The sequence below is a fragment of the Lactobacillus sp. B4005 genome (assembly GCF_026536045.1).
Taxonomy (GTDB): domain Bacteria; phylum Bacillota; class Bacilli; order Lactobacillales; family Lactobacillaceae; genus Lactobacillus; species Lactobacillus panisapium.
In genome coordinates, this window is sequence record NZ_JAFNOZ010000003.1 from 115,230 (window position 1) to 129,510 (window position 14,281).

The window sequence follows — 14,281 nt, forward strand, 5'->3', positions numbered from 1 at the left end:
ATAATGCTAAAGAAAACAAAAAGAATAATTATTATAAGTATCTTGCTTTATTTGCTTTTAATTACTTGGCAAGTATTCGCAGGTATCAATGATAATTTAGGCGTCCTTCCTAAAAATGGTAAAGTATCTGATGCTTCAGTACAGCTTTTCTTTTCGCTGCAACCCAATGGTTGGGATGAAAATGTTATTGTCGAAATAGTTATGATGGCATTGTTGCCAACTCTAGGAGCAGGCCTTTACATTTATTTGAAAAATAATGGTATGTTCGCTGATGTGCAGCAACGAATTGATTATTCTGCTTTTTTGAAAAAGGGGCTTACCAATAGTTTTTTAGTCGCAACATTAATTTCAGTCTTTACTAATATTTACCGTTTAGGATTAATTAATTGGTTCTATTATCCATTAGTCTTTCAAATGCAGCCTGCACAGATTTATCGGGATGCGCGACCTGGATATTTTTCTTCTAATGAACTAATTGATGTCATTTTCTATATTATTTTTGCTGCTATCGGCTGGGGTATTTTCGCAGTACTAATTTTTAGCGTTGGGCTTTTTGTAAAAAAGAATGCACTTTTTTATATAATGGGGCCTATTATAGCAATTGCTTTGATCTTGTTTGCATTATTGGGTAATCTCCAAAACCCTGTTTGGTATACAATTGCCAATATTTCCTTTCCTTTTACAATACTGGCTCCTGGCCAGTTTGCCTTGGGTAGCCGGATACCTATCTTAAATAGCTACTTAATTTTCTTCGTTACTGTGATTTTGTATTTATTAGTGACAATTACGTTAGTTACTACTTGGTATAAAAGAAAAAGAAAGTTAGGCTAACCGATGAAACAATTAAAACGAGTAAATAGTCGATTAATGCTAATTGGCCTTGTAATCATGTTAATTGGCTTAGCTGGCGCGATAAATCTTTTATTAAGAAATCCCGCTAAGACGATGGAACTTCCAAACGAATACCTTAATTTAAGTTTTGTTTCGTTATATCTACAACCAGTAATTTTAATTTTATTTTATAACCATGTGTTAACCTTTCACCGGATTAGATTACTCGTCGGCGTCAGACAAAAGACAAATTTAATGATATTAAAGCTGCTGGGATTAGGTACAATATATTGCACACTATTTTTAGTAGCCTTGTTTGTACCGTATTTCTTTTCAGATCATCCTTTATTTAAGTATGGCAATCCGTTATTGGGTACAGCACTGATAGTTTTGCATATAGCTGTCCTATTATTTTTGTTCTGGCTATTGGTGGGAGCTTATAATTCACGCTATCCATATTTATTCTTGATTTTAGTGATTATCCTAGATTTGGTATATCACTACTATATTGAGAAGAAACTTTTAATAAATTATAGTCCTATGTATGATGAGGTTTATCGCATTATACACCATATACAAGGCGGCTTTTAAGGAAGGATCAAAATGTTAAAAATTACAGGAATTAAAAAATCATTTGGTCGTAAATCGGTTTTAAAAAACGTATCTATGATTGCTAAACCGGGCCAACTAATTCATATCTCGGGAATTAATGGTTCAGGTAAATCGACGATTTTTAAAATTGTTACTGGCTTGTTAGAAGCGGATAGTGGAAAAGTAGAGCTAGATCATGGTGATGTCATAGGGGCACTAATTGAAAATCCTAGTTTTTTGGAATATGAATCTGCTATGACAAACTTGCATTTTCTAGCTAACCTCAATCATCGTTTTAATGAAAAGCGGGTAAGAAATTTATTACAACAATTTGAGCTTGATCCAGATGATTCCCAGGCTATCGCGAAATATTCGGTAGGTATGCGTCAAAAGGTAGGTATTATTCAAGCGGTAATGGAGGAGCAAAACATAATATTACTTGATGAGCCCACACGCGGTATTGACCAAGAAAGTATTGGGCAATTTTTGACCCTCCTAATTCGACTGAAACAGGAAAATAAAACAGTAATCATTGCTAGTCATGATCAAATTGACGAGATTAACTATGATCAGGACTTAACACTACAAAATGGAATTTTGCTTAATGAATAAAAAATATTCTTTCACTATTTATGCCGTTATTTCTGCGTTAATCATTTTGCTGGCTAGGCAAAATTGGAATACGGTATATTTAAAGTTACCTCAATTGGTGCAGGCAAGTTTTGGTTGGATTAGAAGTCCAATGAAACTGGCGTTAATAAGTGCTAATAATTTTGTTTTTGATTATGTCACGATTATCCTACCTCGAATGGAAAGAAATTCAATCGAGTCTTTTATTATTGTGCGTAAACCCAAGCTGCAGGCTTTAATAAGGGGCTTAGCTCCTAAAGAATATTCGTATTTACTTTTATTTGTCATAGTCCACTTAACTGCTTTTGATATCAGTAATCTTATTAGTTCAGTATTAATATTGTTGGTAATGATAATAGCCTGGTTAGTATTAGTGTTTGTCATGACATATCGCTTGTCAGTAGTTAAACAGAATGTATTAGTCTTCTTGCTCTTATTGGGATTACGTACGTTAATATTTAGTTTGAATTTATAGTTTGAAAAATCAATCTGATCCGCACCTTGTTTGGTTTATGCATGAATTTCGATTTGAGGAAAAAGCGATTTTTCAGACTAAACCAAAAAACGTTGAGAGTTTTTCTCAACGTTTTTTAGTATTGTCATATGACAGATTAGCTATTCTAGTTGGTAATCTGGATCGATAATTAATACAGGCTTAATCGTCTTACCAGAAATTGAATCGGCATTTGCTTGATTAATGTCTTCAAACTTGTAGAACTTTTCGGTTTCGTCAAATGGGAATTTACCTAATTGATAAAATTCAAGCAGCCGTGGAATGTCAACTTGTGGAATTGCGTCCCCCATGTTGACGCCGACAACTTTTTTATCATCGACACATAGATCATTCCAGGTAGAAACAGTAAGATTTTGAGCAGTAACTGCAATTGCCGCGCAGGTGCCGCCTTGTGCTAAGGCATCAACTGCATTCTTGATTACACCGCTATTTCCTGTAGTATCAACGGTCCAGTCAACACCATAGCCATTAGTAAGCTCTTTTATTTTAGCAACTGGGTCATCTGTCTTGCTGTTAATTGCTGCTGTTGCCCCTAATTTTTTAGCTAATTCTAACCGTTCAGGAACAACATCAACTGCAATTACCTTAGTGCAGCCACTAATTGAGCCGGCCATCATGGCAGCAAGACCAACAGCGCCCGTACCAAAGACAGCAATTGTATCGCCAGGTTTAGGTTGCAAAGTATTAAAGACGGTTCCAGAACCTGTAACATAACCACAGCCAAGAGGACCGGCTTTACGTAAGTCAACGCTGTTATCAACTTTAACTGCATTGCGCTGATCAACTACGGTAGTAGTGGTAAAGGACGATTGGTTAAACATGTCACAGATTCGTTTACCATTTTTTTGAAAATGATCTTCACCATCAGCCCGGACGCCTGATAAGTTATAGTCACTGTAGTGGCGACATTGAGTAGGAATACCTTTGAGACAATTATCACAAATTCCGTCCGCATAAAACGACAGAATTACGTGGTCGCCAACTTTGAAGTTTTTAACTTGATTGCCAACCTTTTCAACAATTCCAGCGCCTTCATGGCCTAAAATTACGGGATAGCCAACACTGGAATCACCCTTGCGCAAGGCTTCATCTGAGTGACAAATACCGGTAGCAACCATATGAATTTGCAAATCGGTTGGTCCAACTTCGTGTAAATCGATATCATCTTCAATTTCGAATTGGCTACCCATTTTTTGAACGACAGCTGCTTTAATTTGCATCAAAATTTCCTCCTCTTATAATTTTTTAATAGTTTCAAAGTTATTGTGAGCTTTTTAACATTCAAATGCAATACTTTGCCCAAAAAATATACGCAGATATTTAATTGTCCACCCAAAAACCATTTTTTGATACCGGTAACATTCACTACTGTCTTGTAACTAACCGCCGTTCTTCGCTAAACTACAGCTGGAGGATTAAGCAAATGACGCATTGGTATGATAACGCAATAATTTATCAAATTTATCCCAAATCTTTTCAAGATAGTAATGGTGATGGGATTGGCGATCTGAATGGGATTAGACAGCGTATTCCTTATTTGAAAAAGCTGGGGATTAACGCGGTGTGGCTCAATCCAATCTTTGTTTCACCCCAAGTTGATAATGGCTATGACGTGGCAGATTACTTTGCGATTGATCCTGCAATGGGAACAATGGCAGATTTTGAGCAGTTAATTAAGCAGCTGCATCAAGAAAAAATTAAAATTATCCTCGATTTGGTACTTAATCACACTTCCGATCAACATCCTTGGTTTCAAAAGGCGATTAATAATCCAAAAAGCAAGTACCGCAATTATTATCTTTTCGCGGGCAGTAACAACAAGCGGCCAAATAATTGGGGCAGCTTCTTTGGTGGTAGTGTCTGGGAGAGTGACCCGAAAAATAGCGGTCAGTCATATTTTCACTTGTTTGATAAACACATGCCCGATTTAAACTGGGCAAATCCGGCACTCAGACAGGAAATGATCCAAGTTGCTGAATATTGGCTGGCTAAAGGAATTGACGGTCTTCGGTTAGATGCATTTATTCATATTGCCAAGGCTGACTTGCGTCAAAATTTTCCGGCACCAAATGATGCTGAACCAGTTATTGCTGAACCGTTTTTTGCTAACTTGCCCCAAGTGCAAGAGTGGCTGCAACCATTTTGTCAGCAAATAAAGCGTGACTTTCCTGACGCCTTGCTTTTGGGCGAAGCAGCAAGTGCAAACGTGAACTTAGCAGCCGATTATACAAGTAAGAAAAATAGTTTGCTAGATAGTGTGATTACTTTTCGCTATTTCACGGATGATGAGAGCAAAATTAATCCGCGTTTACCAGCGCAATATCAGCCAAAAGAGCTTAACTGGCAAATCTTCAAGCAAACGCAAGCTATTTGGCAGCAAACTCTGGCAGAGATTTCGTTACCGACCCTTTACTGGAATAACCATGATATGCCAAGAATGGCAACTCGTTTGGCGCATACCAGAATTCAGATCCAAAGCCTAGCAATGCTGATGTATTTGCAGCGCGGTATTCCGATTATTTATTATGGCGAAGAACTGGGTTTACCAAATTTGCTTTTTACTTCAGACAAGGAGTTTGCCGACGAAACGGTTACCCAATTTATTGCCCAAGCAAAGAACATGGGAATAAGTGAGCAAGAAGCATTAAAAATGGTCAGTGCAACGCATAAATTGCCTGCTCGGGGAGTAATGCCATGGACTGATGAACCGCACGATGGCTTTTCATCCACAAAGCCGTGGCTTGATGGCCAAAAAATGGTTAAGGTTGATGCTTGTTCTGAAGTAGCAGACCCGGACAGTATCTTCAATTTTTACCGTCAATTGATTGCGTTGAAGAAAAGAAAATTATTTCAGGCTGGCCGCTTTTATTTACGGGAAACGGGTCAAGACAGTTATGTCTATCAGCGTGATCTGGGTAATAATAGTGCGCTTGTTGCTGTTTCATTAAGTAGTCAAAAAACAAGAATAAGAATTCCGCGTGCTTATCACCATGAAGAATTAACTGCAGGAAAATATTATTTGGCTGATGGCGAGTTAGTGCTGATGCCATATTCTGGTGTTGTTTTAAGTAAATAAAGGAGAATAAAAGATGCAATTAGCAGCCTTAAAGCACCGAACAGAAAGTGAAGATTGCTTTGTTATAAGTCCGCACCACGTTCGGATTCGGTTTCATAGCGCAAAAAATGATGTTGACAAGGTAGTTGTTCATTATACCGATAATTATCTGGATACTAAGACAGATAAAAAAGCGGACTTAAAATTACTGGGTCACGGACAAGTGAGTGATCACTGGGGTATAACTTTAAAGGCCCCTTACCGGCGCCTTAAGTATACGTTTGAAGTGATTGGTAAAGACGACAGCCATGTTATCGTCGGCGATCGCGGGATTAGCAGCTTTAATTCGCAAAGTCTGAACGCTGACAGCAGCTATTTTAAATTGCCCTATTTGCACACAATTGACATGACAACGGTACCTCAATGGGTAAAGCAGACGGTTTGGTACCAAATTTTCCCGGAACGTTTTGCTAACGGGGATACTAATAACGACCCGCAGGGAACGAAAAAATGGCAGCCTAGTGATCATCCCGGAAGAGAAGATTATTATGGCGGCGATTTGCAGGGAATCATCGACCATTTAGATTATTTGCAAGAATTGGGCGTTACAGGACTATATCTTTGTCCCATTTTTAAGGCAAGCTCCAATCATAAATACGACACAATTGACTATTTAGAAATTGATCCTGCTTTTGGTGACAAACAGCTTTTTGCCGATCTAGTTGAGCAGGCACATAAGCGGGGGATGCGCGTGATGCTTGATGCCGTTTTTAATCACCTAGGGAGTCAATCATTGCAGTGGCAAGATGTAGTTAGAAACGGAGCGAAATCAAAATTTGCTGACTGGTTTCACATTAATCAATTTCCGGTTAACCCAAATCAAACTGGTCAAAAAGCAATGCCCAATTATGATACTTTTGCCTTTGAACCAAGCATGCCTAAACTTAATACCGCCAACCCGGCAGTGCAGGATTTTCTCTTAGAAATTGCCACTTACTGGGTAAAATATTTCGACATTGATGCTTGGCGGCTTGACGTGGCAAATGAAGTTGATCATCATTTTTGGCGCAGATTTCATGCTGCTCTGACCGCTATTAAGCCGGATTTTTACATTGTTGGTGAAATCTGGCACAGCGCTAGACCATGGCTAAATGGCGACGAGTTCACTGCTGTAATGAATTATCCGTATACTTTGCAGATTGAGGAGCACTTTTTTAAGAAAACAAAAACGGCGCAAGCATTGGTTGCGGCGCTAACTGATCAGTTAATGCTATATCGCGATAGCACTAACCAAGCCATGATGAATATGCTAGATTCTCACGATACCGCCCGAATTTTAACGCTGGCACAGGGTGATCAAGAATTGGCCTTGCAGGCGTTAACTTTTATGTTTATGCAGACTGGTAGTCCATGTATTTATTACGGCACCGAAATGGGCATGACTGGTGGAAATGATCCAGATTGCCGTAAGCCGATGGATTGGAGTAAGAAAAATAGTGCAGTTTGGCAGCAGGTACAGCAATTAATTGCCTTTCGGAAAAAATACGCAGATACCTTGGGCCAAGGTGAAATATCTTTAACTGTTACTGCAACCGGTTTAATTAAAGTTGTTCGGACAAAAGACGTCAAAATTACGGCATATTTCAACACAACTACCAAAAATATCGCACTTAAGGGGCAAGCAATCTTACAGCAAAACTTTGCCAATGGATTGTTAAAGCCCAAGGGAATTGCAATTGAAGTTGAATAATATCTAAGCAGCAGGCAAAGAAAGCTTGCTGCTTTTTTCATAATTATTTTGATACCGTTAACAGAGGATTTTGGATTGCAAAGATGCTCCATTTTGGCGAATAATGAAAGCGTAAACAAAACCGCACAAGAGGAGATAAGCAGATGAAACGGATTTTTGAGATTAATCCTTGGCAAGTTACTACGCATGAGTTTAATCCGGCAGATAAACGTCTGCAGGAAAGCATTACGTCAATTGGTAATGATTACATGGGGATGCGCGGTAATTTTGAAGAGGGTTATTCAGGCGATAGCTTGCAAGGAACCTACTTGGCTGGAGTTTGGTTTCCGGATAAGACACGAGTGGGCTGGTGGAAAAATGGTTATCCCAAGTACTTTGGCAAGTCCATCAATGCCCCCAGTTTTATTGGCATCGGCATTAATATTAACGGCGAAAAGCTGGATCTAGCAGCCAGCAAGATCAAAGATTTTTCTTTTTCGCTGGATATGCATCAAGGCCTCTTAACGCGGAGCTTTACTTATTTGGGAACAACGACCACGGTTAGGTTTGAATTTCAACGTTTTTTACATATTAAACAAAAAGAAGCGGCACTGATTAACGTTGTAGCGACGGTCTTAACGGGAAAAGCCAAAATTACCTTTACAGCAACGCTGGATGGCACGGTTACTAATGAAGATAGCAACTACAATGAGCATTTCTGGCAAAGCTGCGGTGAAGATAGCGATCAGCGCACGATTCAGGTTAAAACAATCCCCAATCCATATGGAGTTCCGCAATTTACAGTTCTCTTAAAGCAGGGATTGCGGCATAACAATCATTTTGTCAAAGGAATGGTCACAACAACTAAAGCTGGACTCAGTGAAAAGTTAACGGTTGACCTCAATTCCGGTGATCGCTATAACCTTGAAAAAGATGTAATTGTTGTTACTAGTCGCGATGTTGAGCCGGAAATGCAAGCTCAAAAAGCCGCCGAATTGATGACACGCTTGCAGGCCAAGAGCTTTACCGAAAATCTAGCTGAGCATACTGCTATCTGGCAAAGACGGTGGGAAAAAAGTGACGTGGTAATCACCGGTAATGATTTGGCCCAGCAGGGAATCCGGTTCAATATTTTACAGTTGTTTATGACTTACTATGGCGAAGATAAACGACTCAATGTTGGTCCCAAGGGTTTTACCGGCGAAAAGTATGGTGGTGCGACTTACTGGGATACTGAAGCCTTTATCTTCCCGATGTATTTATGCGTGGCTAAGCCGAACGTGACGAGGGCGCTACTTCAATATCGGCACGATCAACTGGCAGGAGCCTATCAGAATGCTAAAGATCTTGGGTTAAAGGGTGCGCTTTTCCCAATGGTGACCTTTAACGGTCTTGAATGCCACAATGAATGGGAAATTACCTTTGAAGAAATTCACCGTAACGCTGATATTGCATTTGCAATTAAGCGTTATACCAGTTATACCGGGGATGAGTCGTATGTTAAAAACGAGGGAATGGATGTTTTAGTTGAAACAGCACGTTTTTGGGCAGACCGGGTTCACTATTCAAAATGGCGGCAAAAGTATGTCATGCACGGTGTAACCGGGCCGAATGAGTATGAAAATAATGTCAACAATAACTGGTTCACTAACCTGATGGCGCAATGGGTTTTGCAATACACCTTAGAACGTCTGCCCCTAGCTGATCCCGCCGCCCAAAAGAGGGTCCACGTTAGTGAACAGGAAAAAGCTAACTGGCAGGACATTATCGCTAATATGTATTTGCCGGAAGATCATGAACGCGGCATCTTTTTACAGCAAGATGACTTTTTAGACAAAGATTTGCAGCCAGCAAAGGAAATTCCGGCAACTGAACGTCCAATTAACCAGCATTGGTCTTGGGATAAAATCCTTCGTTCACCGTTTATCAAGCAAGCAGATGTCTTGCAGGGAATCTACTATTTGGATGATCACTTTACTAAAGAAGAAAAGGAGCGCAACTTTGATTTTTATGAACCACTCACCGTTCATGAGAGTTCTCTTTCGCCCTGTGTTCACTCAATTTTAGCGGCTGAATTAGGTAAAAAGAAACAATCGGTTGCTCTTTATGAACGAACAGCCAGGTTAGACCTTGATAACTACAATAATGATACTGCCGATGGACTACATATAACTTCAATGAGCGGTTCATGGCTTGCAATTGTTCAAGGCTTTGCGGGAATGCGTTATGACAAAGAGCAGCTAAAGTTCAATCCGTTCGTTCCCGATAACTGGCAGAATTATAGTTTCAAACTTAACTACCGTAATCGTTTAATTAAAGTAGTCGTTAGCCATGATGAAGTTAAGCTTGATTTGATTAGTGGTAAGCAGCTCACAGTCATGGTTAAAGACCAACAGGTTGAATTGAAAGAAGGTGAAGTGGCATGCTTAAAGGTTTGATTTTTGATTTAGACGGCGTTTTGACAGATTCAGCGAAGTTTCATTTAGCCGCTTGGAATGATTTAGCTAAAGAATTAGGAATTAAACTGACAAACGAGCAACTGAACTCGTTACGAGGAATTTCTCGCATGGATTCCCTAGATTTAATCTTGCAATATGGTCATCAAACTAATGAGTATACTGAGCAGCAGAAGAAGCAGTTTGCGGCAGCTAAGAACGAGAAATTCTTACAGCAAGTAGATACGATGACGCCGAAAGACATTTTACCTGGCATTTCGCAACTACTCGCGGATGCACAAGAGGCCAATTTAAAAATGTGCATTGCTTCGGCTTCGAAAAACGCGCCTAAAATATTGCACAAATTGAAGATTGCCAGTAAGTTTGCTGGTATTGTCGATGCGGCAACAGTTAACAAGGGCAAGCCAGATCCGGAAATCTATCAAAAGGCGCAACAACTTTTGCACTTAAAGGCGAGTGAAGTGATCAGTTTTGAAGATGCCGCAGCTGGGGTCGCTGCAATTAAAGCGGCCGGGCAATTTGCCGTCGGTATTGGCGACCGCACCGCGTTGAAAGCAGCCGACTATCTTGTCGCTTCAACCAAAGACTTGCAGTTAGATAAGATCGTGGCTGCTTATATAAACAGCTAGTTAAGAAGGTAGGTAAAAAGAATGGTTGAAGTTGATTTAAACCATCTATGCAAAAAATATGAGGGTAATGACCAGTATTCTGTGAAGGACTTTGATTTACATATCAAAGATAAGGAATTTATCGTCTTTGTTGGGCCTTCTGGTTGTGGTAAATCGACTACTTTGAGGATGATTGCCGGATTGGAAGATATCAGCAAGGGCACACTCGAGATTGATCATCAGGTAATGAACGATGTAGCGCCAAAGGACCGCCATATTGCCATGGTATTTCAAAACTACGCGCTTTATCCGCACATGACAATTTACGACAATATGGCCTTTGGGCTAAAGCTGCGTCATTACAAGAAAAGTGAAATTGATCAGCGGGTGCAACATGCAGCTGAAATTTTGAACCTGAAAGAATACTTGGATAAAAAACCAGCTGAGCTATCTGGCGGTCAAAGACAGCGGGTAGCTTTAGGTAGAGCAATCGTGCGGGATGCACCCATCTTTTTAATGGATGAGCCTTTATCCAACCTAGATGCAAAATTGCGGGTATCAATGCGGGCCGAAATTGCCAAGCTGCATCAGGATTTAGGTACAACAACGATTTACGTCACGCACGATCAAACAGAGGCGATGACTTTAGCTGACCGTGTAGTTGTAATGTCGGTTGGTAAAGTTGAGCAAATTGGTTCCCCGCAAGAAGTATATAACCATCCCGTTAATCAATTCGTAGCAGGCTTTATCGGTTCGCCCCAGATGAATTTCTTTAATGTCCATTATCATAATGGGCGTGTGACTGATAATCGCGGCATTGACATGGGAATACCTGAGGGGAAAGCAAAATTGCTCGAAAAGAAAGGCTATAACGACCGTGATTTGATTTTGGGCATTAGACCTGAAGATATTCACGCTGAAGAAGCGTTTCTCGAAACTTGGCCGAACGCGGTGGTTAATTCGACGGTCGTTGTGTCCGAATTACTAGGGGCAACAATTCAGCTTTACCAAAAAGTTGCTGATACGGAATTCGTTGCCAATATTAATGCGCGGGATCTTTACCAACCCGGTGATCAAGTCAAGATGGGATTTGACCTCAACAAGGCCCACTTTTTTGATCAAGACACCACGCTGGCAATCGTTAATTAGGGAATAAATTCAGTTGCCAAATGGGAACTGAAAATAAAAAAGCATGTTGTTTTAAATTAGGAGGTAAATAACATGAAAATTTGGAAGAAAGTAGCATTAGGTAGTACAGCAATTTTAGCGGCAATGTCTCTTGCAGCTTGCTCAAATAATGATTCAAAATCATCAAGCGGAAATAGCAGCCAAAATACGAAATTGACGCTCTGGGTTGATACTAATCAAGTGTCATATTATAAGAAAATTGCTAGTGATTTTACTAAATCGCATAAAAATATCACTGTTCGCGTTACGCAAAATCCAACTGGTTCAGCTAATGCCAAAACTGATGTCGGCAAGGACCCATCAAAAGCTGCCGATGTTTTTGAAGCACCTAACGACCAATTAGGACAAATGGCAGACTCAGGTTACATTAACCCGCTCTCACCAAAAGATACCAGCAATATTAAGGCTAATTACATTGCCGTTGCTGCTAAGGGAGTAACTTGGAAAGGAAAAATTTATGCCTATCCATACGCACAACAGGCACAGACAATTTATTACGATAAGTCTAAGTTATCTGCTAATGATGTCAAAAATTGGAAAACCTTAACTTCTAAAGGTGTTGTTGCAACGGACTTTACTAACGCTTATGTTATGTGGCCAGTCTTCTTCTCAGCTGGTACAAAGTTGTATGGTGACAGCGGTGAAGATTTAAAGGGCTCAACGTTTAATTCACAAAAGGGTGTTAATGCACTGAAATGGTACGCTGAACAAAGAAATAACAAGGGCGTAATGCAGACTTCAAACGCATTAAACCAATTGAAGAAGGGTAATGCGCAAGCTATTTTAGATGGTCCTTGGAATGCTGCCAATATCAAGAAAATTCTAGGCAAGAACTTTGCGGTTGCGAAGTATCCAATGATTGAAGTTGGCGGTAAGTCAGTTCAAATGCAGGCATTCCTTGGAATCGAAGGTTTTGCAGTTAATGCTCACACCAAGAATCCAAAAGCTGCGTCAGAATTGGCTGCTTACATCACAAATAAGAAAGCACAATTAATCGCTCATAAGGAAGCTGGACAAATTCCAGTTCTTAAAGAAGCAATTAACGATCCAGCTGTGAAGAAGGATTCAGTGGCTGATGCGGTAATTGAAATGTCTAAACCAGGCAACTCAGTCTTGATGCCAAAATTACCACAAATGTCAGTCTTCTGGAATGATGTTCCTCCTCTAGTTAACGGTGCTTATGACGGCAAAGTTAAACCAGCACAATACAAGGCTCAACTTGCTAAATTGGCCAAGGCTTCTGAAAAGAAATAGTTAATCTTAAGCACTAAAGGTTGGGCAGGCAGCGTCCAACCTTTTTGCTCAGGAAGAGGAGAAATTATGTTTAGAAAGAAAAAGCATGCTGCTGTTAAGGCAACTTTTCGTGAGGTTTGGTCTAAAGGCAGTATTGCAACCAAATTGTCCTTCTTTATTATGGGTAGCAATGCCCTTGAGAATAAGCAGTGGGTTAAGGGCTTAACACTGTTATTAGCAGAAGTTGCATTTATTATCTGGTTTATTTTTAGCGGAATATCGGCAATTAGTATGCTGACTACTCTGGGAGAAAATAAGACCAAAAAAGTGGTTTATGATAGTACCCAAGGCGTTTATATCACTAAGCAGCCGTCAAATTCGGTGTTAATTCTGTTATTTGGGCTCCTTGCTGTCATTATCTGTATTGCAATGATTTATCTTTATATCGTTAACTTGCGGTCGACCAGAAAGAATTACGTCTTGAGTCGTGATGGCAAACACATTTTAACTAATAAAGAAGAGCTAGCAAGTTTGTTTGATTCTCGGTTGCACGATACGTTAATGGCTTTTCCTATTTTAGGAATTCTGTGTTTTACCATTTTGCCAACAATCTTTATGATCTCAATGGCTTTTACGAACTATGACCGGCAGCATCCCATTGCTTTTTCTTGGACTGGTTTCCAGGCTTTTGGAAGTGTGATTAGCGGGGACTTATCCGGTACCTTTTTCCCAGTTTTAGGTTGGACAATTGTTTGGGCAATAGCCGCTACAGCGACGACTTTCTTCTTTGGCGTTTTGTTGGCATTGTTAATTGAATCAAAGGGCATTAAGCATAAAGGCTTTTGGCGGACAATTTTTGTAATTGTTTGGGCTGTGCCACAATTTGTTTCTTTACTGATGATGGCACAATTTCTTGATTATCAGGGTGCGCTCAATAATATCTTGATGAATATTGGCATGATAGCTCACCCAATTCATTTCATTGATAGTCAGGCTTCGCCCTTAGTAGCGCGGATTACGGTTATTATCGTTAACATGTGGATTGGTATTCCAGTTTCAATGTTAGTATCCACTGCTATTATTCAAAACCTGCCGACAGATCAAATTGAGGCTGCTAAAATGGACGGTGCTAACGCAATGCAGATTTTTAAATCAATTACTTTTCCGCAGATTCTCTTCGTGATGGCCCCTTCCTTAATTCAGCAATTTATCGGCAATATTAATAACTTTAATGTCATTTACCTGCTAACTGGTGGTGCGCCAATGAATAATCGCTATAACGGGGCAGGTTCAACGGACTTGCTGGTAACTTGGCTGTACAATCTGACATTTGGTCAAGAGCAGCGCTATAATGCCTCGGCAGTTTTAGGTATTTTAATCTTTATCATTAGTGCCGTCTTTTCACTGCTGGCTTATCGTCATACCAATGCTTTTAAGGAGGGCTAA

12 protein-coding genes are annotated in these 14,281 nt (G+C 39.9%); 11 read left to right on the forward strand and 1 reads right to left on the reverse strand.

Annotation, left to right across the window (positions count from 1 at the left end):
* Nucleotides 1-3 precede the first annotated feature (3 nt).
* From J3U73_RS07815 to J3U73_RS07830, 4 genes are read left to right on the forward strand one after another with little or no spacing between them, the layout of a single operon-like run.
* Complete coding sequence (locus J3U73_RS07815; protein ID WP_267393555.1) at nucleotides 4-831, forward strand: hypothetical protein; 828 nt, start codon at nucleotides 4-6, stop codon at nucleotides 829-831.
* Nucleotides 832-834: 3 nt separating this feature from the next.
* Nucleotides 835-1,422, forward strand: coding sequence for a hypothetical protein (locus J3U73_RS07820; RefSeq protein ID WP_267393557.1), 588 nt, complete (start codon nucleotides 835-837; stop codon nucleotides 1,420-1,422).
* 12 nt (nucleotides 1,423-1,434) lie between these two features.
* Nucleotides 1,435-2,034 carry an ATP-binding cassette domain-containing protein gene (locus tag J3U73_RS07825; protein WP_267410084.1) on the forward strand — a complete coding sequence of 200 codons (600 nt, stop codon included), beginning with the start codon at nucleotides 1,435-1,437 and terminating at the stop codon, nucleotides 2,032-2,034.
* Entirely contained in the window at nucleotides 2,027-2,527 is a 501-nt protein-coding gene (locus tag J3U73_RS07830) for a hypothetical protein (RefSeq protein WP_220220319.1), read from the forward strand. Before J3U73_RS07825 ends, J3U73_RS07830 begins: the two co-directional genes overlap by 8 nt.
* A 140-nt stretch (nucleotides 2,528-2,667) precedes the next feature.
* Here J3U73_RS07830 and J3U73_RS07835 read toward each other — a convergent pair whose 3' ends face one another.
* The gene (locus tag J3U73_RS07835) at nucleotides 2,668-3,786 is read right to left on the reverse strand and encodes an NAD(P)-dependent alcohol dehydrogenase (protein ID WP_267410086.1); all 1,119 of its coding nucleotides are present in this window, start codon (nucleotides 3,784-3,786) and stop codon (nucleotides 2,668-2,670) included.
* Between the two features lie 203 nt (nucleotides 3,787-3,989).
* Between J3U73_RS07835 and J3U73_RS07840 the strand changes: the two genes are divergently transcribed.
* The 7 genes from J3U73_RS07840 (at nucleotide 3,990) to J3U73_RS07870 (ending at nucleotide 14,281) form a co-directional block, all read left to right on the forward strand.
* Entirely contained in the window at nucleotides 3,990-5,642 is a 1,653-nt protein-coding gene (locus tag J3U73_RS07840; protein WP_267410087.1) for an alpha-glucosidase, read from the forward strand.
* Nucleotides 5,643-5,655: 13 nt separating this feature from the next.
* Nucleotides 5,656-7,371 (forward strand): glycoside hydrolase family 13 protein, encoded by a 1,716-nt coding sequence (locus J3U73_RS07845; protein ID WP_267410088.1) that lies wholly within the window; start codon nucleotides 5,656-5,658, stop codon nucleotides 7,369-7,371.
* 143 nt (nucleotides 7,372-7,514) lie between these two features.
* Nucleotides 7,515-9,788, forward strand: coding sequence for a glycoside hydrolase family 65 protein (locus J3U73_RS07850; RefSeq protein ID WP_267410089.1), 2,274 nt, complete (start codon nucleotides 7,515-7,517; stop codon nucleotides 9,786-9,788).
* Complete coding sequence (gene pgmB, locus J3U73_RS07855; protein ID WP_267410090.1) at nucleotides 9,773-10,435, forward strand: beta-phosphoglucomutase; 663 nt, start codon at nucleotides 9,773-9,775, stop codon at nucleotides 10,433-10,435. Before J3U73_RS07850 ends, pgmB begins: the two co-directional genes overlap by 16 nt.
* A 21-nt stretch (nucleotides 10,436-10,456) precedes the next feature.
* Nucleotides 10,457-11,563, forward strand: coding sequence for an ABC transporter ATP-binding protein (locus J3U73_RS07860; RefSeq protein WP_220232451.1), 1,107 nt, complete (start codon nucleotides 10,457-10,459; stop codon nucleotides 11,561-11,563).
* Between the two features lie 72 nt (nucleotides 11,564-11,635).
* On the forward strand, nucleotides 11,636-12,856 hold the full coding sequence (locus tag J3U73_RS07865; RefSeq protein WP_220232450.1) for an extracellular solute-binding protein: 1,221 nt from the start codon (nucleotides 11,636-11,638) through the stop codon (nucleotides 12,854-12,856).
* A gap of 66 nt (nucleotides 12,857-12,922) precedes the next feature.
* Nucleotides 12,923-14,281, forward strand: a complete 1,359-nt coding sequence (locus J3U73_RS07870; RefSeq protein ID WP_267410091.1) for a carbohydrate ABC transporter permease — start codon at nucleotides 12,923-12,925, stop codon at nucleotides 14,279-14,281.